Raw genomic sequence first — 25,479 nt, 5'->3', positions numbered from 1 at the left:
TTACTGACGATTTGGTTTAAATAAAAAAAGAAAGGAGTTTTATTTGGAACTTTTCGTTATAAAAAGTCCAATGCAAATGCAGATGTATAAGAAGGAATGGTCCTCCATTCTAGAATTAAACCACAATACTAACCATTTTTTTGAATATGAATTTTTTATAAATTGGTGGAAGAACAAAGCTTCTAACCATAATGTAACAGTATTTGGGATTAAGGAAAATTTAAAAGTAATAGCTTTTTTTCCTTTTAATATATCAATAAAATATAATATACCTATTTATCAAATGTTATCTCTTCCTGGAATATGTAAATTAGATTTTATAGTACAGCATTCTAATCTAGATAGAGTGCTTATGTTTTTGATGGATAAATTAATAGAAAATCATAAACATGCTGTGTTTCATTTTACAGAAATGAGTGAAATTCTTTTCTTAAAGCTCTCTGCCTATTTAAAAGCTCGAAATTTACTAAGTAAAGTAACTATAAGCTTGAATGCCCCCATCATAGATGAGGGAAATAATATATTAAGAATAGAAAGATTACAAGAACTAGGTAATGTGGCTATTGATGAAATTTCCTATTCTCAATATAAGGAATTCATTTGTAAATCTAGAGAGCCTTTCTGCTTTTCTTCTTCTTACGATCTTACTTTTTTAGAAAATTTATCACAGGAGCTCAAAATAGCAGCACTGGAATTGAAAGTGATTACTGTAGCAATTGAGAAGGAAATTGTCGCTTTTTCCTTTGTATTGAAATGTAGAGGGACATATGAAGAATACGCATATGGCTTTCACCCAGACTTTACAATTTACGAACTTGAAAAGGTACTAAGCCATCACATAAAAGTCGTTAATAATAGTTTAATGCATTCATCTTCAGCTAATAGTTTTGTAGTTTCGACTAAAACTTTAAAGGCAAGGTTCACCAAAACAATCTTTTTCTTAAAGAAAAAACAATTAGCAAGAAAAAAGTTTTCATTCAAAAAGAGTAAATCTCTTAGTGTAAGAAAATATAAATACCTTTTAGCTAGGCTTACTGATACTCAAGTAAAGACAGTAAGTGATTTTAAAGGTGTGACTAATATAGACATACTGACTTCAGAAAATAATAGAAGGGAATCGCTGGAGAAGGCTTTTAGGAAAAGCAAAGGTTATTATTCAATAGATCCTTCTAAGGCATTTTGGGTAAATGAAAATTTTATCTTTAATGAAGATACGGTTTTTCTCAAGGAATTACCAGCAAGGTCCGTATATTTAAGTTCGTGGAATAGACAAGAACTTGAAAAACAACTCTCTTTTATACAAAAAATCTATCTTCCAAATAATATCTATGTATTGGTCGATTTTACAGATAAGGTGAGTCAAGAAAAACTAAAATTGTTTGGATTTCAAATTATTGAGAGATTAAAGCTGGACCAGGCTAATAGTGCACACAAGATGAGAAGAAAAGTAAAATAAAGAGAAGGTGCCTTTATAATTGTTTTGGAAAGAAAATTTTTGTTTTTTAAAATGCACAGCTACTATTTTTCTGAAAAAAACCAAGAGTTGCAATCAAGCAAAGATATAGAAGGGTTTTCTCATTCCACCTTTTCAACGGGACTTTCAAAGGTGGAAACAAGCTGTATTGATTTAACAAGAGAGGAAGAATTATTATTCTTTGATTTAAGATCTAGCAATAGAAAACAAATTAGAAGAGCAATGAATAGGGAATTTATAATAGAAGAATTAGATAATCCTACAATTAGAGACATATATGATTTCCGGAGGTTTTATAATGCATTTGCTAAAACAAAGGATACCTATTCTTGTAATGCTTTTCATATAAATACAATGAAAAGACTTAGAGATCAGAATGCTTTAGTTATTACAAAAATATTAAATAACGATAAAGAAACTCTATGTTATCGAGTATATATTTCTGATGGTGAAAACGTGCTGTCGCTATACTCTGCTTCTTATTATAAGGAATTTAAAAGCGCAATAGAAAAAAGAATGTTAAGTGAAGCAAGTAGATATTTGCTGTGGCATAATATCCTTTACTTTAAAAGGACTAATCATAAACGTTATGACATGGGTGGGCTTACGGACAATGAAAATATACGAAACTTTAAACTAGAATTTGGAGGGGATATCGTAGAAGTATATTCAGGTTATAAGGCAAAATCCTCTGTTGGTAAGATAGTTTTGTGGGGAAGAAATTTATATATGAGGAGGTGAAGAGAAACTGGGTGTTCTTGTAATTTCTTTAGACATGGAGATGAATTGGGGAGTACATGACGTTCTTTCATTGGAAAAGTATAAGGGAAATTTATTAGGGTCTCGGATTGCCATTCCTAGAATGCTGCAGTTGTTTAATGATTATGAGATCCACGCTACTTGGGCGATCGTTGGGATGCTATATTGTAAAAATAAAAAAGAGCTGTTACAAAGACTGGATAATTTAGATCTTCCATACGAACAAGAGGAATTTTCTCCTAAACACATATTATCCTATGTTGGAGAGGAGGAGAGTGTAGACCCTTACCACTACGCAGGTTCATTGATTGAAATTATTAAGACAGCTCCAAATCAAGAAATCGCGACACATACATTTTCTCATTATTACTGTTTAGAATCTGGACAAAGTATTAAAAACTTTGAAAAGGATTTAGAGAACGTGGCAGAACTACAGGAGGGTGTTACTTCTTTAGTATTTCCAAGAAACCAAACAAATGAAGAGTATTTGAAAGTTTGTAAAATGTACGGTATAAGTGCCTATAGAGGAAATGAAGATAGCTGGATCTATAGGCCATATACAAGCAAAACTAATTTGCCGATTAAGAGAGCAATGCGTCTGCTAGACGCCTATGTTATGGTGACTGGTCACCATACTTACAGTATAAATAGTTTAAAGGCAACTTCCGTTTTAAATATAAAATCTAGTAGATTTCTGCGTCCATACAACAAAAAACTTCGTGTATTAGAAGGGCTAAGACTAGAAAGAATAAAAAAAGGATTAACGGAAGCAGCAAGGGAAGATAAGGTGTTTCATCTCTGGTGGCACCCACATAATTTCGGGGTAAATATAGAAGAAAACCTACGCTTTTTAGAGGAAATCTTAAAGCATGTAGAAATTTTGAGGGATAAATATAGTTTTGAATCCCTAAATATGAAAGAGGTAGCCGATAAATTCTTGGCTGAACAAAGAGAAGTGGATAGTATCACCTAGTACTCCAACCCAAAGGTTTAAAGTAACTAAAAAGCAAGAATGTGTTACAACATTCTTGCTTTCCATAAATAAGACAGCACTTTCCTCATTATTTTAAAATTATCGAACCCCGTATTTCTTCTCCAATTGAACAATCTCAGCATCATCATTCTTTTGACCAGTCAATAAATCTCTTAATATATGAGAGCCTAGCATACTGTAAACAGTTCCGTTTCCACCGTACCCTAGTAAATAATAGTGTTTTTCCTTCGTTGGGTGCTGACCGATGAATGGGAGGTTATCAATTGATTCTCCGAAACTAGCCGCATAGGCATAATCGATACTTAAATCGTATTGAGGAAATAACTCTTTTATTTGTTTTAAGAGATTTTCAGCTCTTTTCATGATTAGCTCATCTGATTGAGGTGCCTCTGGTTTGTCCTCGTCTAATCCACCGACGATTATACGTCCTTCCTTACACGTCCGAGCATACAAATAGGGACGCTGTGTCTCCCATATTAAAGCCTGCTCATGCCAATCGGATAAATCTTTCACTACATTACTCACCATTACATAGGAACGATTAATGTCTGCACCAACACGTTTTCCTACCGGCGTTGTTTCATAACCGGTTGTGTAGACAATGTTCTTAGCAAAGAAGTTTTGACCAGAAGTGCGAATGTCTAAATGGTCACTTACATCTAATACATCTATCACTTCCGTATAAGGGAACAAGTGAACACCTAGATTTTCAGCTTTTCTTAGAACTCCTTGAACAAATTTCAAAGGGTTCACCTCTGCATCTCCCAGCGTCAGTAGGGCACCATCCTTCTCAAAGGAGAATTTGCTCGCTATCTCATTTCTTCCTAGATAATCACATGGAAAGTTATACTTTTGTAGAGTTATGTACTCCGCTTTCAGTTTTTCTACGTCATTTTCCTCACTTGCAAAGCATAGGCTCGGTCTTCTAATAAAGTCAGAATCTTCATCTAAACTTTTAGCGACAAGCTCTAAATGGTCCATTGCCTCGTAGCAAAGCTGATAGAAACGAACTGCATCTTTTTCTCCAATTTGGTCGATTAGCTCATGTAACATAATGTCATTTGAATATTGTAGCAGGCCAGTGTTTGCACTAGTACTGCCTGAGCCCATTACTCGTTTATCTAATAGAGCTACCTGTAAGCCTGCTTCCGCGAGAGCCAAGGCAGTCAAAGAGCCTGACATTCCTGCACCAACGATCACAACATCATACATTTCTAATGGATTTACCGCTATTTTAGGTTCAAATGCTTTTGTAGTAGTTGGCCAATAAAGAGACCCGTTATGAATATTCATATATTATCCTCCGATTATTTTTATAGATTATATACCCAAAATTTTGGAGTTCAATCCATGGTATACTATAAGCTAATAAAATTAAGAAGGATGTTATATATGAACCAAGATAAACCACATGTATTAGTTATAGATGGCATGGCACTTCTGTTCCGTTCTTTTTTTGCAACAGCAATGTCAGGCAATTATTTTAAAAATGACAAAGGAATTCCAACTAATGCGGTACAGGGCTTTGCAAGACATGTACTAGCGGCACAAAATATTATGCAACCGACTCATATGGCTATTTGCTGGGATAAAGGGATGAATACATTTCGCAATGAGCTTTTTGACGGATATAAGGCGAATCGACCTAAACCTGCTGTTGAACTTGTTCCACAATTTGATATGGCCCAGGAGCTTTCCGAGCATTTAGGGTGGAAAAACTTTGGGTTAGTAGGAATGGAAGCTGACGATACAATTGCATCCATTACGCATAAATGGCAGGATGACGCACGCTTTACGATTGTGAGTGGGGACAAGGATTTACTTCAATTATTACATTCCTCTACAGAAATTGCTTTTACTAAAAAAGGCTTCACAATATACGATATGTATACCGAGGACAGATTTCAGCAGGAGTATGGAATTTCCCCGTTACTTTTCCCTGATGTTAAGGCATTTATGGGGGATTCGAGTGATGGTTATGCAGGGGTAAAGGGAATTGGACCAAAGACAGCATTGCAGCTTATTCAAACTTATGGATCTGTTGAAAATGTAGTAGAATCTCTCCACCTGCTAAAAACAGGCCAACGAACAAAAATAGAAACGGATTTAGATATGCTTCATCTTTCAAAGCAACTTGCTACTATTAGAAGAGATGTGCCAATTGATGCTGAGCTTGATCATCTTCAGCTTCAAAATATTGGGTCTGATAAATACGATTTCTTATATGATCAAGGATATACCATTTTGGCAAGACAGCTGCAGTCTACTAAGTAATCTGTGGAGGAACCATTTTTACGAAGGTGAGTATAGGAGCATTTACCTCATACTTTATTTTTCGAATGGTGCTCGCTCGATTTCTTCCTCCGTTATCATGAACGATTAAAAAAAGGCCACTGCTAGTCTGCTCAAAGCCGATCAGAGGAACCCAGTGATAGGAAAAAGAAAATTTTTTTCTCCACTGAAAGGTGAAATACTTATCAAATTTCAATGCGACCGGACGCCCCTGACGTAGTTCCTCTATAGCTTCGTCAACGGAGCATTTGTCTATTGTCCAACTAGAGCCAAGCATCTTTCTCAAATATTTTATAAAGCGATAGGTAAACAGGCCAATTCGAGTACCCTTCAGATTTTTATATAATTCGTTAGGCATATAAGCATGTTTATCTGGTATTAGATAATTTAAGAGCACATAAACGGTAACAGGCCCGCAGGCGGAGGCCTGGAATTTAGCATCCACTGCTGCATCGTATTGAGAAAAACCTTTAACAGGCAATTGGATTTTCATAAAATAACCTCCTGCATATTTTACGTTTCTAATGCGTTTATTTCATAATAGTACTTTATTAGCTGAAACTGAATATTTATGACTTGTTATATGAATAGGTTGAAGCTTCTGGAATTAGCTATATCTAATTCCAGAAAATAATTTATAATACATTTATATTACCCAAAAAGTTGTGAGTAAAAGCAAAAATTGTTTTGACGTGATGGAAGGGGATGGATGGATTGATTAGAGTTCTAGAGGAAAAGGATTATGCAGCTACAGCAGATTTAGTTTCAATGGCTTACCCGGGGATGGGAATTCAGTCATCGGAGAAAAAGCAGGAACTTGTAGAACGATTCATAAGAGAACAGAAGGAACATAATGGCATCCAATATTATGGCTGTTTTAATGAAGCGGACCAATTAGTAGGTATATACAGAAGAAGCGATTTCGAATGCAATATAAATGGACAGTTTCAAAGAATTTTCGGCATTGGAATGGTAGCTGTACATATTTTACATAAAAAAGAAAAGGTGGCTTTCCAATTGCTTTCTCATTTTCATGAGGAGGCCCGGAAGGAAAAGGTTACACTTGTAGCTCTTTATCCATTTAGCTCAAGCTTTTATCGAAAAATGGGATATGGCTATGGTCCAATAAAGTATGAATTTAAAATAAAACCAGGCTCTTTTAACAGCAATGGTAAGAAGGATCATGTTCAATTGCTATCTCCTGCGGACGAAGAGGAGATTGTAGCTGTATACAATAAGTTTGCAGAAAAGCATCATGGAATGATGAAACGAACATGGAATGAGAGACAGCACATAAAAAATGCAAAGACCCGCTATGTAGGTGTAAGAGAAGAAGGTCAACTCATTGGTGCATTAGCGTTTACCTTAGATCCAGTGAAGGATAGCAATTTTTTACACCAAAACTTAGTAATTCATGAATGGGTTTGGTTAAGTCAGAAGGCGTATAAACAGCTAGCGGCGTGGGTTCATTCACAGCAAGATCAAGTGGATCGTGTTATTTATAGTACTAACAATCCCGCTTTTATTTATAGCCTAAACAATCCACCGAATGATTCCAATCATCTAATACCTAGTGTCTACCACGAGGTTGCGAGGACTGGTTCTGGTCTAATGTACCGTATTACAGGAATTTTTCAGTTTATAGAAAATATGAATGATCAAGCTCTTCGTAAACCTATACAAAATACTAAAATAGTAGTAAAGATTGAGGATAGTTTTATTCCAGAACAAAATGGCCTCTTCGAGCTTAGCTTTTTTAATGAGAAATGGCTGGCAAGAAAGCTTGAATCAGAAATGGAACAACCAAATATCCAAATCACTATTCAGGACCTGAGTGCCTGGTGGATGGGGTGTGTCTCAATTAAGGAATTAAATAGCTACGGGGAAGTAGAGCTTCACAATATTGTTGCCGAGGATTTAGATGATTGGTTTATGCCAAGAAATGGCCCTATTTGTATGACGAATTTTTAAGATAAAAAGAAAGAAAGGCTTCAGATTTCCGAAGCCTTTCTTTTTAGTATTTAGAAGTAATCGTTTTGTTTGCTTCTGCTAAGAGATGATTCAGAGCTTCACGGAAATTTTTATAGGTTTCAATATTCACATGTAAATCCGCATGAACAATTTCTCGGATAAATTTAGGATTGAAACCTACGTAAATAGGTCGAATTCCCATTAAACGTAAAGAACTGTTCAACTGTGAAATGGATACAGCCAAATCATTGTAGTCAAACTCCTCTATATGTTCAACGCTAACACCAGTAAAGTCGAAAATGGCATGCTCAACTTCTTTATGCTCTCCAATATATTGCAATGTTTGTGTCTCAATATTTTCAAAGCGTTCCTTGTACATGTATCCAGCAATTGGCATTAAAATTGTTTTTGGGACAATGGATGGAATAATCGGAGTAGACATAGTTTTAATAATGCGCTCATAGTGAGCAATTTTCTCTTTTAATTCAAGAATCTCATTTTCTTGCGACAAATAAAACACCTCTGACTTTTTTATTCTGTGGACTTAGAAAAAAATAGGGACCCTCTATTAGAGCAGCCCCTTTTAACGGTAAATAATTTATAAAGCGAAAAACATCTTCTATAGAAAGAATAAACTATTTATTCTAATCGTGCATCTTTTATGACGTACTTCATCGTACTGCTCGTCGCAGTATGAAAAGTAGATGCTTTGATTTGTAGATACTTTATTATTTGCTTTGTGCATCTAAAAATTCAGTTACTTGCTCCTGCGCGCTTCGCTGCTCGTCGCAGTATGAAAGGTAGATGCTTTGACTTGTAGATACCTTCTAATTAATTTTGTGCATCTAAAAATTCAGTTACTTGCTCCTGCGCACTGCTCGTAGCAGTATGAAAAGTAGATGCTTTGATTTGTAGATAACTTCTAATTAATTTTGTGCATCTAAAAATTCAGTTACTTGCTCCTGCGCGCTTCGCTGCTCGTCGCAGTATGAAAGGTAGATGCTTTGATTTGAAGATAACTTCTAATTAATTTTGTGCATCTAAAAATTCAGTGACCTGCTCCTGCGCACTGCTCGTCGCAGTATGAAAGTTAGATGCTTTGACATGTAGATAACTTCTAATTACTTTTGTGCATCTAAAAAGTCAGTTACTTGCTCCGGTGATTTTGCGTTGGCGCTGTGTAGGTGAGCTTTTTTCTCGCCGTTTTGGTAAATTAGAAGGCTAGGGATTCCCATAACTTCATATTTTTCAGCGATTTCTGGTAGCTCATCGCGGTTTACTTCATACCACTCGTACTGATTGTATTTTTCGATGATTGGATCGATAAACATTTCCATTCTGCGGCAATCAGGACACCAGCCAGCTTCGAATTTAACTAGTACTTCATTGTCTCCGGAAATGATTTCATTAAATTGTTCTGCAGTTGTAATTTTTTTCATATTATATACCTCCATGGATGATACATACAGTTTACACTGTTTCCCATATAGGAGAAAGAAAAATGTATTAATTTATTCATTTTATTATTGCGAAAATTTGAACATTGCACTAGAATAATAGATATAGAGATTGCTTCTATTTTTTTTGTAAACAAAATGAATGAGCGTTCATTCAAGATGAAGGGGAGGCTTTGCACGTGACATATCAAATTAAAAAAGCAGCTGTACTTGGTTCGGGGGTAATGGGATCTGGAATCGCAGCTCACTTAGCAAACATAGGTATACCAACGCTATTGTTGGATATCGTTCCAAAAGAAGTTAGTAAAGAGGATGAAGCAAAAGGACTTACATTGGAGCATCCTTCCGTACGTAATCGTTTTGCAGATACCGCTTTACAGAAATTATTAAAGCAAAAACCAGCACCACTAACGTCTAAGAAAAACCTACAGCTAATTACAGCAGGTAACCTAGAGGATGACTTAGAAAAGTTAAAAGACGTGGACTGGATTATTGAGGTAGTAGTTGAAAACCTAGAAATTAAGAAAAACCTATATGACAAAATTGATGCTGTACGTAAGTCGGGTACAATCATCACTTCTAACACATCAGGTATCAGCATTAATGCGATGGTGGAAGGAAGATCAGAAGACTTCGGTAAACACTTCCTAGGCACTCACTTCTTTAATCCACCTCGCTATTTAAAGCTGTTGGAAGTAATTCCAGCTCAAACAACTGCTCCTGAAGTAGTAGAATTCATGAAGAAATTTGGTGAGGATGTTCTTGGAAAAGGTGTAGTACTAGCAAAGGATACGCCAAATTTCATCGCTAACCGAATTGGGACTTATGGCTTGCTTGTAACTCTTCGTGAAATGCAAGCAAGAGGATACTCTGTTGGTGAGGTAGATTCAGTTACTGGTCCACTAATTGGTCGTCCGAAGTCTGCTACGTTCCGTACTCTTGATGTTGTAGGTCTCGATACATTTGCTCACGTAGCCAAAAATGTATATGACCAAACAACTGGGGAAGAGCAAAAGGTATTTGAAGTACCGGCATTCATGAAAAAAATGCTTGAAAATAAATGGCTTGGAGCTAAAACAGGTCAAGGCTTTTTCTTAAAAGAAGGAAAAGAAATTAAAGAACTAAATCCTGAAACATTAGAATATGGTCCAATGAAAAAGCTTAAAACACCTTCAATGGAAATGGCTAAGCAGCAAAAAGGCTTAGCTGCAATAGTGAAAACGTTGACATATGCAAAAGACCGTACTGGCGAGCTATTATGGAGTATTTTAAGTCCGACGCTTATCTATTCTGCTCAGCTTCACACAGATATAGCTGATGATATCGTGTCTATTGACAATGCGATGAAATGGGGCTTCGGCTGGCAGCAAGGACCTTTTGAAATATGGGATGCAATTGGAGTAAAAGACTCAGTAGAAAAAATGAAGGCAGAGGGTAATGATATCCCAGCATTCGTTCAATCTTTATTAGATAAAGGCTTTGAATCCTTCTATAAAGAAGAGAATGGCGATTTCTTCTATTTTGATGGAACAGATTACCAAGCGATTCCAGTCAATGAAAAAGTAATCGACTTAAAAAGCTACAAGAAAAAGCATGGTGTCATTAAGTCGAATTCAGGTGCTAGTCTAATCGATTTAGGAGACGGAATTGCTTTACTTGAATTCCATTCTAAGTCCAATTCAATTGGATTAGACATTCTTCAAATGATTAACTTTGCAATCGATGAAGTAGAGAAAAACTTTAAAGGTCTTGTTATTAGTAACCAAGGAAAAAATTTCAGCGTTGGAGCAAATCTTGGAATGATTTTAATGGAAGCTCAAGATGACAATATTTTTGAACTAGATTTCGTCGTTCGTCAATTCCAAAATGCGACACTGAAAATTAAATACTCTTCAAAACCAGTCGTTGTTGCTCCATTTGGAATGACACTAGGTGGAGGCGCAGAGGTCACTTTACCTGCAGCACACATTCAAGCTTCTACTGAAACATATATGGGACTTGTTGAAGCGGGCGTCGGGCTTATCCCTGGCGGTGGAGGTAATAAAGAGCTTTACCTTAAACATCTAAAAGGAATTCCGAATGGAGTTCAAATTGATTATCTGAATGTTGCTAGCAAGGTGTTTGAAACAATAGCTATGGCGAAGGTTTCGACTTCAGCTGAAGAAGCACGTGAAAATAACTTCTTAAGCATTGCAGATGGAATCAGTGTAAACCCTGACCACTTGATCTACGACGCGAAACAAGCAGCGCTAGCTCTTGCTGATGCTGGCTACAAGGCTCCGATTCGTGAGAAGGTTCCGGTTGTAGGATCCCCTGGATATGCAGCACTGTTATTAGGGGCAGAAGGAATGTTCTTATCAGGATACATTAGTGAGCATGATTTGAAGATTGCGAAGAAGCTTGCATATGTCATTGCTGGTGGAGAGGTGCCATACGGTACTTTAGTGGATGAGCAATATCTACTTAACTTAGAGCGCGAGGCTTTCTTAAGTTTAGTTGCAGATCCTAAATCTCAGGCAAGAATGCAGCACATGTTAGTGAAAGGTAAACCATTACGCAACTAGTCTGCGTTAGGTAAAAGGAGGAGAACTCATGCGTGAAGCAGTTATCGTAGCAGGTGCAAGAACACCAGTTGGTAAAGCGAAAAAAGGATCTCTAGCTAATGTGCGCCCAGATGATTTTGGGGCACTAGTGGTAAAAGAGACATTGAAAAGAGCGGACGGATACGATGGCCCTATAGATGATTTAATATTAGGATGTGCCATGCCAGAAGCTGAGCAGGGGATGAACGTTGCTCGTAATATCGGTGCGCTTGCTGGACTTCCAGATACAACTCCAGCGATTACTATTAATCGTTTCTGTTCATCTGGATTACAATCAATTGCTTATGCAGCAGAACGTATTATGCTAGGTCACTCTGAAGCAATTATCGCTGGAGGAGTAGAGTCGATGAGTATGGTTCCGATGATGGGTAATGTTATCCGACCAAACGCTCATTTAGCTGAAACAGCACCTCAGTATTACATGGGGATGGGACATACGGCAGAGCAGGTAGCGAATAAGTATAATGTGAGCCGTGAGGACCAGGATGCTTTCGCTGTCCGTTCTCATCAGCTTGCTGCAGCGGCAATTGCTGCTGGGAAGTTTAACGACGATATCGTACCAGTAGAAGTAATCAAGCATTATGTAGATGAAAACAACAAAGCACAATCTAAAAAAATTATGTTCGAAATGGATGAGGGTGTACGTCCAGGAACAACAGTAGAAACACTTGCAAAATTACGTCCAGCTTTTAATGTGCGTGGTTCTGTAACAGCAGGAAATGCATCTCAAACATCTGATGGTGCAGGAGCAGTATTAGTAATGGATCGTGAAGTTGCAGAAGCACAGGGCTTAAAGCCACTTGCTAAATTCCGCTCCTTCGCAGTAGGTGGAGTTGCGCCAGACGTAATGGGAATTGGACCAATCGTTGCTGTGCCAAAAGCATTGAAAATTGCAGGCCTATCTATTGAAGATATTGACCTTTGGGAGCTAAACGAAGCATTTGCTTCTCAATCAATCCAAGTAGTACGTAATTTAGGCATTGATATGGATAAAGTAAATGTAAATGGTGGAGCCATTGCATTGGGGCATCCCCTTGGAGCAACGGGTTCAATACTAACACTTAAAATGATGAGCGAATTAAGAAGACAAGGAAAGCAATTCGGTGTCGTTACCATGTGTATCGGTGGAGGCATGGGAGCTGCAGGAGTATTTGAACTTCTTTAATTTCAATAGGTGAAATGTGCTTTTAATATTTGGCGCATTTCACGATTACTAATTCAAACGTTTACACACATAGGAGGAGAAGGAAATGACACAAGTTCAAGATGCAATTAAAGGTGGAAGCTTTTTAGTAGAAGACATTGAAGCAAGTCGCGTATTTACACCAGAGGATTTCAATGATGAGCAAAAGATGATTGCTAAAACTGCAGAAGATTTTGTAAAATGCGAAGTATTGCCTGTAGTAGAGAATTTAGAGCATCACGAGTTTGAGCACTCTGTCCGTTTACTAAAATCTGCTGGAGATTTAGGTCTTTTGGCGGCTGATATTCCAGAAGCATATGATGGATTGGGATTAGACAAAATTTCTTCTGCGTTAATCGCTGAAAAATTGTCTGTAGCAGGCGGATTCTCTATTACTCACGGAGCACATGTAGGAATCGGTACACTACCAATCGTTCTTTTCGGTAACGAGGAACAAAAGAAAAAATACCTTCCAAATTCAGCTTCTGGAGATAAAATCTCAGCATACGCTTTAACGGAGCCAGGTTCAGGTTCCGACGCTCTAGGAGCAAAAACTACTGCTAAACTAAACGAAGCAGGCACTCACTATGTACTTAATGGGGAAAAACAATGGATCACTAATGCTGGATTTGCAGACGTGTTCGTAGTATACGCAAAAGTGGACGGAGACAAATTCTCTGCATTTATCGTAGAAAGAACTTTCCCAGGCGTTTCAGTAGGGGCTGAAGAAAAGAAAATGGGTATTAAATCTTCTTCTACTCGTACATTGATCCTAGAAGATGCAGAAGTACCAGTTGAAAACTTATTAGGAGAAATAGGCCGTGGTCATATTATCGCGTTCAACATCCTTAATATCGGACGTTACAAATTAGGAGTAGGTACAATCGGTGGTTCTAAACGTGCATTAGAGCTAGCAATTTCTTATTCAAACCAACGACAACAATTTAAGACACCTATTTCTTCATTTAACTTAACAAAACAAAAACTAGCAACTATGGCTTCTAAGCTTTATGCTACTGAAAGCTTGATTTACCGTACAGTTGGTTACTTCGAGGACCGTATGAGCCAAATGAGCGAAGAAGATCAAAAAGACGGAAGCAAAATTGCAGCTGCAATTGCTGAGTATGCTATTGAATGCTCTATTAACAAAGTAGTTGGTTCAGAGGTGTTAGACTATATCGCTGACGAGGCTGTTCAATTACATGGAGGATACGGCTTCATGCAAGAGTATGAAGTAGAGCGCATTTACCGTGACTCTCGAATTAACCGTATTTTCGAAGGGACAAATGAAATTAACCGTTTAATCGTTCCTGGAACATTCTTGAAAAAAGCAATGAAGGGTGAATTGCCACTTCTTCAAAAGGCACAAGGACTACAAGAAGAGCTATTAATGATGATGCCAGAAGAAGTTGGCGATGAAGCTCTAGCTCAAGAGAAGGTACTAGTTGCTAACGCTAAGAAAATTGGTATTTTAGCTGCTGGTATGGCTGCTCAACGCTTCGGAACTAAGCTAGAAGCCGAGCAAGAAGTATTGGTACACATCGCAAACATTGCAAACAACATTTTCGCTATGGAATCAGCAGTACTTCGTACAGAAAAAGCTATCGGACGCAGTGGAGAAGAAAAAGCAGCTCAAAAGCTTCTATACACTCAAATCTTCTGCCAAGAAGCATTCAATGAAATCGAAGCAGCAGCGAAAGAAACTTTAATAGCTTCTGTAGATGGCGACAACTTACGCATGATGCTTTCTGCTCTTCGTAAACTAACTCGCTACACACCTTACAACGTAATCGAGAAAAAGCGTGAGGCTTCAGTAAAACTAATCGAAGCAGAAAAATTCGTAGTTTAATCATATAAAAACAAAACTGCCCTCAAGAGTCTCCTATTGACTCCTGAGGGCAGTTTTTTACATAAGTAATTGATCACTCAGGAGAAATCATAACAAAAAAGCATAATTAGCAACGAAATCCAGCAACTTTTTAAGTGGAATTAAGTTTATGACCGGATAGTTCAGTTTTATGACCGGATAGCACAGTTTTATGACCGGATAGCACAATTTTATGACCGGATAAAAATATTTATAACCGCATAGCAAGGATTTATGACCGGATAGAAAAATATATGACCGTTCAGCAAAATACTATCTCTAATTGCGCTTGATCCTAAGGGTCAATTGAAAAGAATGAGTTAGCTGCATTCTAGTAAGGGAAACTATATAGAAGCGGTTTTACTTATTAATAGAATGTACTATAAAATATTGAAATTTAAAACTTGGTTTGATCCCTCTTGCATGAGCAGCAAAATATTATTATGATAAAAAGAAAAAGGTGAGATTTAAATGACTATAAAATTTTACGGTTATCCTAAATGTAGTACTTGTAACAAAGCTAGCAAATGGTTGAGAGACAATCAAGTACAATTCGAGAATCACCATATTGTAGATGCGCCACCATCAAAAGAACTTTTAAAAGAGATGGTAGCTAACGGAGACTATGAGCTTAAAAAGTTCTTTAATACTAGTGGAGTGAAGTACCGTGAATTGCAACTGAAGGACAAGCTTCCTACTATGTCGGAGGATGAACAGTTGGAGCTGCTTGCTTCGGATGGAAAGCTTATTAAACGCCCACTTGTTTATGATGGAAACAAGCTTACACTTGGTTTCAAGGAAGAGCAGTTTGAGGACATGTGGAAAACCTCTTAAAGTACCTTGTATTTACTAGGGAAATATGTGAATATTAAATAGATGGAATATTTAATTGAGAGGGGTTTATTTATGAGCGTGCCTAAAGATTTTAAGTACTCAGCTGAACATGAATGGGTTAAAAATGAGGATGGAAATGTCCGCATCGGTATTACTCATTTTGCGCAATCAGAACTAGGAGACATCGTTTTTGTTGAACTTCCACAAGTTGGAGATGAAATTAAAGCAGGAGATGCTTTTGGTAGCGTTGAATCAGTAAAAACAGTTTCGGAACTATATGCACCAATTAGCGGTAAAGTAGTGGAAGTAAATGCTGAGCTAGAAGATAGCCCCGAATTCGTTAATGAATCACCTTATGAAAATGCTTGGATGATCGTTGTTGAGCCTTCTGATTTATCAGAAGTGGACAGCTTATTGTCTCCAGAAAAGTATGAAGAATTAATTGCAGAGTAATAATGAAAACGCCGGTTAATAATCGGCGTTTTTTTCATATAATAAAGGAAAGGTAACAAGTTGGGAGAGAAGCTAAATGGCACATGTATTTAGTGATAAAATAATTCTCGTCGAGGGAAGGTCTGATAAACTACAATTGTTGACCCTTCTCGATGAATCTCCAGAAATCATTTGTACAAATGGAACGATATCCGATGTAAAATTGGAGGAGCTTTTAAGCCCTTATGATGGCTTGCCGATTTATGCTTTTCTAGATGCCGACAAATCTGGCGAACAAATACGCTCGGTTGTCAGGAAGGAATATCCTGAGGCAATTCACCTCTATACAAATCCTATGTATGGTGAAGTGGCGAATACCCCGGCGAAGGTTTTGGCATCCATATTAAAACGTGTTAATATTAAGGTGAAAAAAGAATTTTTGCCTTAGGATGATGTGTAATGAATGAGTGGACTAAAGAGCAATGGGAAAGCATAAAAGATAACTCTCCACTTTCCTTATTTTATATTTATACCCCTATGTGTGGTACGTGTCAGATTGCAAGCAAGATGATAAACGTCATTAAAGAGATGGTTTCTGATCCAATTGGCCAAGCAAATATTAACTTTCTTGGTGATTTGGCAATAGAACAAGAAATTGAAAGTGTACCTTGCTTATTAATATCTAAAAATGGCAGGGTAGAAAAAAAGATTTATGCGTTTCAATCCGTACCCTATCTATTGGAAACAATAAAAACTATTGACGAAAACAAGATCCTATGATAACATTCGTTGTGTTGAAAAAATAATTTAATAGTGTCGCTCTTATTGAGAGAGGTGGAGGGAAGTGCCCTACGAAGCCCGGCAACCGTCGCGAAAGTGAAATGGTGCCAAGTCACGCAAAGCTATAGCTTTGAGAAATGAGAGAATGGATGAGTGTTATTTGAAATTGATAACCTACACCCCTTCTGCTCTTTTGCAGAAGGGGTTTTTTAATAGGAAAGGTGGCTAGATTTACATGATTAGTTTAAAGGAAGTTTCGAAAAGATTTATTACAAAGCAAGGAGAAATCGTTGCTGTTGATAATGTAAATCTGGACATACAGCGTGGAGAAATATTTGGGATTATTGGTTATAGCGGAGCCGGTAAAAGTACATTGATCCGCTTATTGAATGGCTTAGAAAAACCTTCTGTCGGCCAAATAGTTGTGAATGGGCAAGAGATTACTTCCATAAATGAGGAGAAGCTCCGTGGCTTCCGTCAAAAGGTAAGTATGATCTTCCAGCATTTCAATCTTTTATGGTCGAGAACAGTCGCTGAAAATATAGCATTTCCTCTAGAAATTGCTGGAGTTCCGAAGGACAAAAGAAAAGCCAGAGTAGAGGAGCTTTTGAACCTTGTTGGTCTAGAGGGCAGAGGAGATTCTTATCCTTCACAATTATCTGGTGGGCAAAAGCAGCGTGTAGGAATTGCTAGGGCTTTAGCTAATGGACCAGAGGTATTGCTTTGTGATGAGGCAACATCTGCTCTTGATCCTGAAACGACCGATTCAATACTAGACCTACTAGTCAGCATCAACGAAAAACTAGGATTAACAATTGTATTGATTACACACGAAATGCAAGTTATTCAAAAGATTTGTAACCGAGTAGCTGTTATGGAAAATGGGCAAGTTGTAGAAGAGGGAGATGTGCTAGAGGTTTTCCAAAAGCCACAACAGGCTATTACTAAACGTTTCGTCTCTCAAATTTCTGATTCCAACCAGCCAGTGCAAACGATTCAAAAACTAGTCCAGCTTTATCCAAATGGTAAGCTAGTCAAGCTCGTTTTTGTCGGTGAAACCACAGAGCAGCCAATTCTTTCAAGATTAATCAAACAGTTTGATTTAGAAGTTAATATTGTGCAAGGTAACATCTCTCATACGAAGAGTGGAGCTTTCGGTACACTAATTCTTCAAATCGATGGAAATGACCAAGCCGTGGAGGATGCAATACAATTTATCCACTCGCAAAAAGTAAACACTGAGGTGATCAACAATGATTGAATCGTTATTTCCAAATGTTGATTGGCCTAAAATGTGGGACGCTACTCTAGAAACCCTGTATATGACAGCAGTTTCTACGGTACTCACAGCAATCTTTGGACTAATTTTAGGACTTTTATTATTTTTGACAAGCCCACATCAGGCTTGGGCGAATAAATTGGCAAATTGGTTAACGGGTGCGGTAGTAAATATATTCCGCTCTATCCCATTTATTATATTAATTATTTTATTGATCCCACTTACAACACTGTTGATGGGCTCGATGCGTGGTCCGAATGCTGCTTTCCCAGCATTAGTGATTGGAGCTGCTCCATTTTATGCTCGCATGGTTTTAATTGCTTTACGAGAAATTGATAAAGGCGTTTTAGAGGCTGCAAAATCTATGGGTGCTAAAACCACAACTATTATATGGAAGGTTTTATTGCCTGAATCTATGCCAGCTTTAGTGTCTGGTATAACCGTAACTTGTATTTCACTAGTTGGTTATACAGCTATGGCAGGAATCATTGGAGCGGGAGGATTAGGGAATCTAGCCTTTTTAGATGGTTTCCAACGTGGTCGCGGGGATGTCACACTCGTAGCTACTATTTTAATATTAATCATCGTGTTCATTATCCAATGGATTGGTGACATCATTACTACAAAAATAGATAAACGATAAGGGAGAGATTGGGATGAAAAAATTATTGGCTGGAGTTTTATTATCTGCTAGTGCATTAACGCTTGCTGCATGTGGAGACGAGGATAGCGATAAATTAGTTGTTGGTGCATCCAACGTACCGCACGCAGAAATTTTAGAACAGGTAAAACCTATCTTAGAAGAACAAGGTATTGAGCTTCAAATTGAAACCTATCAAGACTATGTACTACCAAATAAAGACCTAGATTCTGGAGATCTAGATGCCAATTATTTTCAACATGCTCCATACTTAGAATCTCAAATGAAAGATTTCGATTATGATTTCGCAAATGCTGGCGGAATCCATATTGAGCCAATTGGTCTTTACTCTAAAAAATATGCTTCTATTGACGAACTTCCTGAGGGAGCAACTATTCTAATGAGTAACTCTGTAGCTGACCATGGACGCGTGTTAGCGATGCTAGAAGCAGAAGGTCTAATTACCCTGGCAGAGGGAATAGATAAAACAACTGCCGAAATTGGAGACATCGTAGATAATCCTAAAAACCTAGAATTTGATCCTAACTACGAAGCGGCCTTAATGGTTCAGTTATATGAAAATGAAGAGGGTGATGCATTATTGATCAACTCCAATTATGCAATCGACGCTGGCCTAAATCCATTAGAAGATGCAATCGCTATTGAAGACTCAGAATCTCCGTATGTTAACCTAATTGCTGTAAAAGCTGGTAACGAGGACGACAAGCGCATCAAAGCACTAGTAGAAGCATTACAATCAGAAGAAATTCAAGACTTTATATTGGAAGAATGGAAAGGTTCAGTTGTTCCAGTAAAATAATAAGATAAGTGAGCAAGCACCTCGTGTGCTTGCTTTTTTTTATGATTGAGCGGAGTTAGTGTCCTTAACTGGTTGGGAAGTGTCTCCTAAACAGGTGAAATCCGCTCCTAAGCGAGAGAAACTGTCTCCTAAATCAAAGAAAAGCGCCCCTCACTAAGAGTGTCGCCCCTAAATTGTTGGAAATGTCTCCTAAAAAGGTGGAAACCGCTCCTAAACGAGAGAAACTGTCTCCTAAATCAAAGAAAAGTGCCCCTAACTCAGAAACATCATCTACCAATCTAAAATTCCAAAATAAGGGTATCTTTATTCTATTCATTTTGCTAATCTGATAGGGAGGTGATGACTATTGATTATTAAAAAATATACTGAATCGCAACAACTGAAGGCAATGAAATTATTATTAAACAGGCTGCCTATGAAGCACCCGCTCTATTCCAAAATCGGTATGGAAATTCAAACAACGATGGCAGGAGATTATGGAGAGGAAATGGTTTATAGAGAATTAGAGAGGATGCATCTACCTTACAATTATTATTTGTTTCATAAAATAATGATTCGTACAGAAAAGTTATTTGAAATTGATTATATTTTATTAACTCCATTTGGTGCAATTGTGCTTGAAGTAAAAAATATTATAGGAGAGCTTGAATTTCAGGTAAATCCCTCTCAATTAGTACAAACTAAGGATAATGGAGAGATAAAAAAATATCCTTGTCCCGTTAACCAGTTAAATGAGTACATCTACTTACTATCTAATTTCTTCTCCCATAATAACCTCTCGATTCCAGTATTCGGAGCAATTGTTTTTACTTCTAAGAATAGCTATGTAAAAACCACCACAAATGAGACAACAATCCTTTATAAGAAAGATCTATATTCGTTCCTTCGAAAACTCCAAAATAAACCCTCGACTGTTACCAATTCTAAGCTCAGCCAGATAAAGAATCTGATCCTAAAATATAATTCTTCATATGATTTTTTCCCTTTAACTAAACATTACTATATAGAACCAAGTGATTTAATCTTGGGAGTCGCATGTGAAAAGTGTGGACAAGTTGGGATGAATAAAGTGAAGAATTTCTGGTATTGTGCAGGCTGCCAGTATGTAGACAAATATGCTTTACAAAAATCACTACAACAATATTTTTTATTGTATGACGACTTCATTACAAACAAAACATGCAGAGAGTTTTTACAATTAAGAACTCGATATGAAGCAAATAGATTATTAAGGAAAGCAAACCTAATTAAAATAGGAAACAATAAATCTACAAAATATAAGTGGAAAACTTAATGTATAAATCAATTCCATAATTCTTGTTTATATGAAAAAATACAAACAATTTTTTTATCATTTCATTTCCTCTATAGGATGACACTTTCAGAGGAGTAGCGAAAAGACTTCATCGTCAGCCCTCTGCCACAATGTTTAATTGGTAAAGGTTTAATCATGAAATTAACTCGTATATAAAAACTTTTTAAAAATGATTCGTTTCACCCGTTTTTATTTTCGTCTATAATTCGCTTTTTAAAATGTACAAAATATTCTAGAGTGTTTCAGGTTAAATGGCATTCGCCCTCATGTGCATGAGATTAGGATTTGAAGTGGCAGACAAGTCAATAAATAACAGGATTACGTAAAGCAACAGGAAGAAACATATATATGTGACATATGTAGCAATTCCTTTTTTATCGTAGACAATTATCAGAATAAAAAGGATGTTTGAACTTAACATGAGGTGGTATGTAGTGTAGTATAGAAACCATAAAAATTGAAAGGAATGATTTATTATCAGTTCGGAAGAGTTGCCGTATACAGAACAAATGGACCACGCGTTTAGAGGAGTACATGGTTTCGGCTACGATGAATTACGAAATAGTCAAAGATTGAGAGCGAAAGTTGAAAAACGTCGTCAAGCCGATCACGAAAAAAGTATGCAGCTTGCTGCTAAGCTCGATGCTCGTGCTTTCCGAGGTTAATTTAAATATAAGACAAAAATCCATGCAGATTAATCTGTGTGGATTTTTTATTTCTAGGATAAAAGAGTGAAGGAAACGATATTTATTTTCTTCCTTTTTAAGTTAACACTATGCTGGTAGTGATATGCATTCTCAATTAGGTGCTTCTTATTGAAAATGGTAGCATCATAAAGTACCATAAATATCAACCTATTTCTTCTATTAAAAATGTTATATATTATCAATGAGAAAGTGTTTCAAAAGATTTGCAAGGGACTTCAGTTTGGGTTAAGATTAGAATGATAATAAATTAGAATGGTTACACATTCATAGTTACTTAATGGAGGTTATTAAATGTCGACTTTAGTTATTAAGGATTTACACGTTGCTATCGACGGTAAAGAGATTTTAAAAGGTGTTAATTTGTCTCTTAACACAAATGAAATTCACGCTATCATGGGTCCAAACGGTACTGGTAAGTCTACTTTGGCTTCAGCTATCATGGGTCATCCTAAATATGAAGTTACTTCTGGTTCTGTAGAACTAGATGGTGAAGATGTATTGGAAATGGAAGTGGATGAGCGCGCACAAGCTGGTTTGTTCCTTGCAATGCAATATCCAAGTGAGATCACTGGAGTAACTAACGCAGACTTCTTACGTTCGGCAATCAACTCTCGCCGTGAAGAAGGTGATGAAATTTCACTTATGAAATTCATCCGCGAATTAGACAGCAAAATGGAATTCTTAGAAATGGACGTTGACATGGCGCAACGCTATTTAAATGAAGGATTCTCAGGTGGAGAGAAAAAACGTAACGAAATTCTTCAGTTAATGATGCTTAAACCTAAATTTGCTATTTTAGATGAAATTGACTCAGGTTTAGATATCGATGCACTTAAAGTTGTATCTAAAGGTATCAATGAAATGCGTGGAGAAGGATTTGGTAGCTTAATCATCACTCACTACCAACGCTTACTTAACTACATCACTCCAGACCATGTACATGTTATGATGCAAGGTCGCGTTGTTAAATCTGGTGGCCCTGAGCTAGCTCAAAAATTAGAAGCTCAAGGTTATGACTGGATTAAAGAAGAATTAGGAATCGAAGACGAGACAGTTGGACAAGAAGCATAAGAAAGGGGACGCATGACATGACGGTTGAAACGAAATTGGCATTAACCGAACAGGATATTCGCTCCTTTTCAGAAGGTCACCAAGAACCAAGCTGGATGACGGAACTTCGTCTTTCTGCTTTAGGTCAAGTGGAAACACTTCCAATGCCAACACCAGATAAAACAAAAATTACAAATTGGAATTTCACTGAATTTCCTGCTCATACTGTAGAAAGCACTACATTTTCTTCATTGGATGAACTTCCTGAAGAGGTGCAAGCACTTGTTCATGCAGACGAGCAAAAAAATATATATATTCAACATAACAACACACCAGCTTACTTATCAGTTACGGATAATTTAAAAGCTCAAGGTGTTATCATTACAGATATTTATACTGCAGCGCGTGAACATAGCGAGCTAGTACAAAAATATTTCATGACTGATGGAGTCAAAGTTAATGAACACAAATTAACTGCCCTTCATGCTGCATTATTAAACGGTGGGGTATTTGTATACGTACCGAAAAATGTAGTAATTGAAGAACCTGTTCAAGTAATTTACTTACATGATAACGAAACTGCTTCTTTATTCAATCACACACTGCTTGTGGCGGATGAAAACAGTTCAGTAACTTATGTGGAGAATTATTTGTCTACAGTTGAAAAATCGAACGGTCTAGCAAACATTATTTCAGAAGTAATTGTGAAGGATAATGCGAAAGTTACTTTTGGAACAGTGGACGTTCTTGCAGAAGGATTTACTACTTATGTTAACCGTCGTGGTATAACTAGTCGTGATGCTGTAATCGAATGGGCACTTGGAATGATGAATGACAGTGATACTATTTCTGAAAATGTCACTCACTTAGTTGGGGATAACTCAGAAGGTCATGTGAAAATGGTTGTTGTAGGTCGCGGAAATCAAAAACAAAACTTTACAACAAAAGTTATTCACTGGGGTAAACATACAGAAGGACAAATTCTTAAGCATGGTGTTATGAAAGATGCTGCTTCTTCTATTTTCAACGGTATCGGTAAAATCGAATTCGGTGCTACAAAAGCAAACGCTGAACAAGAATCTCGTGTTCTGATGTTAAGTGAAAAAGCTCGCGGAGATGCTAACCCGATTTTATTAATCGACGAGGACGATGTAACAGCAGGTCATGCAGCATCTGTTGGACGCGTTGATCCACTTCAGCTGTACTACTTGATGAGTCGTGGTATTTCTAAACAAAATGCAGAGCGTCTTGTAATTCATGGATTCCTTGCACCAGTAGTAAATGAACTACCAATCGAAGGCGTGAAGAAACAGCTGACGGAGGTAATTGAAAGGAAAGTTCGCTAATGCTCAATACAAAAGAGATTCGAAGCTATTTTCCAATTCTTAACCAAGAAGTTAATGGTCATCCACTTGTATATTTAGATAGCGGCGCTACTTCTCAGAAGCCAATTCAAGTAATTGAAGCTATTAAAAAGTACTACGAATTTGATAATTCAAACGTTCACCGTGGTGTTCATACACTTGGTAACCGTGCAACGGAAAGTTATGAAGGTGCACGCGAAAAGGTTCGTGAGTTTATCAATGCGAAATCTACTAAAGAAGTAATTTTCACTCGTGGAACAACAACTGGTATTAATACCGTTGCAAAAAGCTATGGCCTTGCAAACGTAAAAGAAGGCGATGAAATTGTAATCACGTATATGGAGCATCATTCCAATATTATTCCTTGGCAGCAATTAGCGAAGGAAACTGGAGCTACGCTTAAATATATTGACTTAGAAGAAGATGGTACACTATCTTTGGAAAAAGTCCGTGAAACAATTACAGAGAAAACTAAAATAGTATCTGTCGTGTACGTATCAAATGTATTAGGCACGATGAATCCTATTAAAGAAATTACAAAAATTGCACATGAACATGGAGCTGTTATGGTAGTGGATGGAGCACAGGCTGCTCCTCACTTAAAGCTCGATGTGCAAGATTTAGATTGTGATTTCCTAGCATTCTCTGGACACAAAATGTGTGGTCCAACCGGTATCGGGGTTCTTTACGGAAAAGAGGCACTACTTGATGCAATGGAGCCGATTGAGTTCGGTGGAGAAATGATCGATTTTGTTGGCTTGCAAGAATCAACATGGAAGGAGCTACCTTGGAAGTTTGAAGGTGGAACTCCAATCATTGCTGGAGCAATCGGTTTAGCTGCTGCAATTGATTTCCTAGAAGAAATCGGTTTATCAGAGATTGAAAAACATGAGCATGAGCTTGCGGCTTATGCCATGGACAAAATGTCAACAATTGAAGGCTTAACTATTTACGGACCACAAGATCCGTCGAAACGAGCTGGAATTGTAACATTTAATTTAGATGAAGTACATCCTCACGATGTCGCAACAGTCCTAGATATGAATGGTATTGCTATTCGTGCAGGACATCACTGTGCGCAGCCACTCATGAAGTGGTTAAAAGCTACTGCAACTGCTAGAGCAAGCTTCTACGTTTATAACTCTGAAGAAGATGTAGATCTTCTCGTTGCCGGCCTACGCACTGCTAAGGAGTATTTTGGAGATGTCTTCTAATTTAGACCAATTATATCGCCAGGTCATTATGGACCATTACAAAAATCCTCGCAATAAAGGTAGTATTGAGGATGGCGCGTTGACAATAGATATGAATAACCCGACCTGCGGAGATCGCATTCACTTGACTATTCAAGTGGAAGGCGGCGTTGTACAAGATGCAAAATTTGATGGAGAAGGATGTTCCATCTCTATGTCTTCTGCATCCATGATGACGCAAGCGATCAAAGGAAGAAATATAGATGAGGCGCTACAGCTTTCCCATATCTTTTCGGATATGATGCTTGGAAAAGAATATGACGACTCTATTGACCTTGGAGATATCGAGGCATTAAATGGCGTATCCAAATTCCCAGCACGTATCAAATGTGCAACTCTTGCATGGAAAGCAATGGAAAAAGGCGTTTCAGAGGAAAAGAAATAATAATAGAACGGAGGAAATAC

General features: G+C 37.3%; 25 protein-coding genes and 1 riboswitch. Of the genes, 21 read left to right on the top strand and 4 right to left on the bottom strand.

Going from position 1 to position 25,479, the window contains the following annotated elements:
* The first annotated feature begins 43 nt into the window (after positions 1-43).
* From MHB55_RS15260 to MHB55_RS15250, 3 genes are all read left to right on the top strand, one after another.
* Positions 44-1,456, top strand: coding sequence for a hypothetical protein (locus tag MHB55_RS15260; protein WP_340863565.1), 1,413 nt, complete (start codon positions 44-46; stop codon positions 1,454-1,456).
* 24 nt (positions 1,457-1,480) lie between these two features.
* The gene (locus MHB55_RS15255; RefSeq protein ID WP_340863564.1) at positions 1,481-2,215 is read left to right on the top strand and encodes a hypothetical protein; all 735 of its coding nucleotides are present in this window, start codon (positions 1,481-1,483) and stop codon (positions 2,213-2,215) included.
* 70 nt (positions 2,216-2,285) lie between these two features.
* Positions 2,286-3,206 (top strand): polysaccharide deacetylase family protein, encoded by a 921-nt coding sequence (locus MHB55_RS15250; RefSeq protein ID WP_191963835.1) that lies wholly within the window; start codon positions 2,286-2,288, stop codon positions 3,204-3,206.
* 99 nt (positions 3,207-3,305) lie between these two features.
* On the opposite strand, the gene MHB55_RS15245 is transcribed toward MHB55_RS15250, so the two are convergent.
* Entirely contained in the window at positions 3,306-4,520 is a 1,215-nt protein-coding gene (locus MHB55_RS15245; protein WP_340863563.1) for an NAD(P)/FAD-dependent oxidoreductase, read from the bottom strand.
* Positions 4,521-4,619: 99 nt separating this feature from the next.
* On the opposite strand from MHB55_RS15245, the gene MHB55_RS15240 reads away from it, so the two are divergent.
* Positions 4,620-5,501 (top strand): 5'-3' exonuclease, encoded by an 882-nt coding sequence (locus MHB55_RS15240; protein WP_151113284.1) that lies wholly within the window; start codon positions 4,620-4,622, stop codon positions 5,499-5,501.
* On the opposite strand, the gene MHB55_RS15235 is transcribed toward MHB55_RS15240, so the two are convergent.
* Positions 5,494-6,012, bottom strand: a complete 519-nt coding sequence (locus tag MHB55_RS15235; RefSeq protein ID WP_151113286.1) for a C39 family peptidase — start codon at positions 6,010-6,012, stop codon at positions 5,494-5,496. The genes MHB55_RS15240 and MHB55_RS15235 overlap by 8 nt on opposite strands.
* A 221-nt stretch (positions 6,013-6,233) precedes the next feature.
* Here MHB55_RS15235 and MHB55_RS15230 point away from each other — a divergent pair, with 221 nt between their 5' ends.
* Positions 6,234-7,490 (top strand): GNAT family N-acetyltransferase, encoded by a 1,257-nt coding sequence (locus tag MHB55_RS15230; RefSeq protein WP_195761986.1) that lies wholly within the window; start codon positions 6,234-6,236, stop codon positions 7,488-7,490.
* A gap of 43 nt (positions 7,491-7,533) precedes the next feature.
* Here MHB55_RS15230 and MHB55_RS15225 read toward each other — a convergent pair whose 3' ends face one another.
* Both MHB55_RS15225 and MHB55_RS15220 read right to left on the bottom strand, forming a co-directional pair.
* The gene (locus tag MHB55_RS15225; protein WP_260866628.1) at positions 7,534-8,010 is read right to left on the bottom strand and encodes an STAS domain-containing protein; all 477 of its coding nucleotides are present in this window, start codon (positions 8,008-8,010) and stop codon (positions 7,534-7,536) included.
* 601 nt (positions 8,011-8,611) lie between these two features.
* Positions 8,612-8,929 (bottom strand): thioredoxin family protein, encoded by a 318-nt coding sequence (locus MHB55_RS15220; protein ID WP_340863562.1) that lies wholly within the window; start codon positions 8,927-8,929, stop codon positions 8,612-8,614.
* Positions 8,930-9,126: 197 nt separating this feature from the next.
* On the opposite strand from MHB55_RS15220, the gene MHB55_RS15215 reads away from it, so the two are divergent.
* The 16 genes from MHB55_RS15215 to sufU all read left to right on the top strand — a co-directional run bounded on the left by MHB55_RS15215 (position 9,127) and on the right by sufU (position 25,459).
* Positions 9,127-11,511 carry a 3-hydroxyacyl-CoA dehydrogenase/enoyl-CoA hydratase family protein gene (locus tag MHB55_RS15215; RefSeq protein WP_340863561.1) on the top strand — a complete coding sequence of 795 codons (2,385 nt, stop codon included), beginning with the start codon at positions 9,127-9,129 and terminating at the stop codon, positions 11,509-11,511.
* Positions 11,512-11,539: 28 nt separating this feature from the next.
* Positions 11,540-12,715: an acetyl-CoA C-acetyltransferase gene (locus MHB55_RS15210; RefSeq protein WP_340863560.1), complete on the top strand. Its 1,176-nt coding sequence runs from the start codon at positions 11,540-11,542 to the stop codon at positions 12,713-12,715.
* 85 nt (positions 12,716-12,800) lie between these two features.
* Entirely contained in the window at positions 12,801-14,582 is a 1,782-nt protein-coding gene (locus MHB55_RS15205) for an acyl-CoA dehydrogenase family protein (protein WP_144538662.1), read from the top strand.
* Positions 14,583-15,071: 489 nt separating this feature from the next.
* Complete coding sequence (locus MHB55_RS15200) at positions 15,072-15,434, top strand: arsenate reductase family protein (RefSeq protein WP_340863559.1); 363 nt, start codon at positions 15,072-15,074, stop codon at positions 15,432-15,434.
* 72 nt (positions 15,435-15,506) lie between these two features.
* Positions 15,507-15,887, top strand: coding sequence for a glycine cleavage system protein GcvH (gene gcvH / locus MHB55_RS15195; protein WP_144538660.1), 381 nt, complete (start codon positions 15,507-15,509; stop codon positions 15,885-15,887).
* Positions 15,888-15,963: 76 nt separating this feature from the next.
* Entirely contained in the window at positions 15,964-16,314 is a 351-nt protein-coding gene (locus tag MHB55_RS15190) for a toprim domain-containing protein (protein ID WP_144538659.1), read from the top strand.
* 11 nt (positions 16,315-16,325) lie between these two features.
* The gene (locus tag MHB55_RS15185) at positions 16,326-16,646 is read left to right on the top strand and encodes a thioredoxin family protein (protein ID WP_340863558.1); all 321 of its coding nucleotides are present in this window, start codon (positions 16,326-16,328) and stop codon (positions 16,644-16,646) included.
* Positions 16,647-16,685: 39 nt separating this feature from the next.
* Positions 16,686-16,790: riboswitch (SAM riboswitch) on the top strand.
* 91 nt (positions 16,791-16,881) lie between these two features.
* A complete protein-coding gene (locus MHB55_RS15180; protein ID WP_191697683.1) occupies positions 16,882-17,907 on the top strand; it encodes a methionine ABC transporter ATP-binding protein in 1,026 nt (341 codons plus the stop codon).
* A complete protein-coding gene (locus MHB55_RS15175; protein WP_144538656.1) occupies positions 17,900-18,568 on the top strand; it encodes a methionine ABC transporter permease in 669 nt (222 codons plus the stop codon). The genes MHB55_RS15180 and MHB55_RS15175 overlap by 8 nt, the downstream gene beginning before the upstream one ends.
* Before the next feature lie 13 nt (positions 18,569-18,581).
* Positions 18,582-19,385: a MetQ/NlpA family ABC transporter substrate-binding protein gene (locus MHB55_RS15170; RefSeq protein WP_340863556.1), complete on the top strand. Its 804-nt coding sequence runs from the start codon at positions 18,582-18,584 to the stop codon at positions 19,383-19,385.
* A gap of 346 nt (positions 19,386-19,731) precedes the next feature.
* Positions 19,732-20,679, top strand: a complete 948-nt coding sequence (locus MHB55_RS15165; RefSeq protein WP_340863555.1) for a nuclease-related domain-containing protein — start codon at positions 19,732-19,734, stop codon at positions 20,677-20,679.
* Positions 20,680-21,191: 512 nt separating this feature from the next.
* Positions 21,192-21,365, top strand: a complete 174-nt coding sequence (locus MHB55_RS15160; protein WP_154310199.1) for a hypothetical protein — start codon at positions 21,192-21,194, stop codon at positions 21,363-21,365.
* Between the two features lie 333 nt (positions 21,366-21,698).
* Complete coding sequence (gene sufC / locus MHB55_RS15155) at positions 21,699-22,478, top strand: Fe-S cluster assembly ATPase SufC (protein WP_144538652.1); 780 nt, start codon at positions 21,699-21,701, stop codon at positions 22,476-22,478.
* Positions 22,479-22,495: 17 nt separating this feature from the next.
* Positions 22,496-23,803 (top strand): Fe-S cluster assembly protein SufD, encoded by a 1,308-nt coding sequence (gene sufD / locus MHB55_RS15150; RefSeq protein WP_154310200.1) that lies wholly within the window; start codon positions 22,496-22,498, stop codon positions 23,801-23,803.
* The gene (locus MHB55_RS15145; RefSeq protein WP_144538650.1) at positions 23,803-25,035 is read left to right on the top strand and encodes a cysteine desulfurase; all 1,233 of its coding nucleotides are present in this window, start codon (positions 23,803-23,805) and stop codon (positions 25,033-25,035) included. The genes sufD and MHB55_RS15145 overlap by 1 nt, the downstream gene beginning before the upstream one ends.
* Positions 25,025-25,459: a Fe-S cluster assembly sulfur transfer protein SufU gene (gene sufU, locus MHB55_RS15140; RefSeq protein WP_144538649.1), complete on the top strand. Its 435-nt coding sequence runs from the start codon at positions 25,025-25,027 to the stop codon at positions 25,457-25,459. Before MHB55_RS15145 ends, sufU begins: the two co-directional genes overlap by 11 nt.
* Positions 25,460-25,479: the final 20 nt, after the last annotated feature.

The sequence above is a fragment of the Psychrobacillus sp. FSL K6-1267 genome (genome assembly GCF_038003265.1).
GTDB lineage: Bacteria > Bacillota > Bacilli > Bacillales_A > Planococcaceae > Psychrobacillus > Psychrobacillus faecigallinarum.
Note: the sequence above shows the minus strand (reverse complement) of the source record. Positions and strands in the feature narration are given on the sequence as shown.

Excerpts from the sequence above, each read along its gene's own strand:
- MHB55_RS15220 (WP_340863562.1), bottom strand. The coding sequence starts at position 8,929 with ATGAAAAAAATTACAACTGCAGAACAATTTAATGAAATCATTTCCGGA.
- sufD (WP_154310200.1), top strand. The coding sequence starts at position 22,496 with ATGACGGTTGAAACGAAATTGGCATTAACCGAACAGGATATTCGCTCC.
- MHB55_RS15185 (WP_340863558.1), top strand. The coding sequence starts at position 16,326 with ATGAATGAGTGGACTAAAGAGCAATGGGAAAGCATAAAAGATAACTCT.
- MHB55_RS15200 (WP_340863559.1), top strand. The coding sequence starts at position 15,072 with ATGACTATAAAATTTTACGGTTATCCTAAATGTAGTACTTGTAACAAA.
- MHB55_RS15235 (WP_151113286.1), bottom strand. The coding sequence starts at position 6,012 with ATGAAAATCCAATTGCCTGTTAAAGGTTTTTCTCAATACGATGCAGCA.
- MHB55_RS15180 (WP_191697683.1), top strand. The coding sequence starts at position 16,882 with ATGATTAGTTTAAAGGAAGTTTCGAAAAGATTTATTACAAAGCAAGGA.
- MHB55_RS15205 (WP_144538662.1), top strand. The coding sequence starts at position 12,801 with ATGACACAAGTTCAAGATGCAATTAAAGGTGGAAGCTTTTTAGTAGAA.
- MHB55_RS15175 (WP_144538656.1), top strand. The coding sequence starts at position 17,900 with ATGATTGAATCGTTATTTCCAAATGTTGATTGGCCTAAAATGTGGGAC.
- gcvH (WP_144538660.1), top strand. The coding sequence starts at position 15,507 with ATGAGCGTGCCTAAAGATTTTAAGTACTCAGCTGAACATGAATGGGTT.
- MHB55_RS15245 (WP_340863563.1), bottom strand. The coding sequence starts at position 4,520 with ATGAATATTCATAACGGGTCTCTTTATTGGCCAACTACTACAAAAGCA.
- MHB55_RS15145 (WP_144538650.1), top strand. The coding sequence starts at position 23,803 with ATGCTCAATACAAAAGAGATTCGAAGCTATTTTCCAATTCTTAACCAA.
- MHB55_RS15240 (WP_151113284.1), top strand. The coding sequence starts at position 4,620 with ATGAACCAAGATAAACCACATGTATTAGTTATAGATGGCATGGCACTT.
- sufC (WP_144538652.1), top strand. The coding sequence starts at position 21,699 with ATGTCGACTTTAGTTATTAAGGATTTACACGTTGCTATCGACGGTAAA.
- MHB55_RS15170 (WP_340863556.1), top strand. The coding sequence starts at position 18,582 with ATGAAAAAATTATTGGCTGGAGTTTTATTATCTGCTAGTGCATTAACG.
- MHB55_RS15210 (WP_340863560.1), top strand. The coding sequence starts at position 11,540 with ATGCGTGAAGCAGTTATCGTAGCAGGTGCAAGAACACCAGTTGGTAAA.
- sufU (WP_144538649.1), top strand. The coding sequence starts at position 25,025 with ATGTCTTCTAATTTAGACCAATTATATCGCCAGGTCATTATGGACCAT.
- MHB55_RS15190 (WP_144538659.1), top strand. The coding sequence starts at position 15,964 with ATGGCACATGTATTTAGTGATAAAATAATTCTCGTCGAGGGAAGGTCT.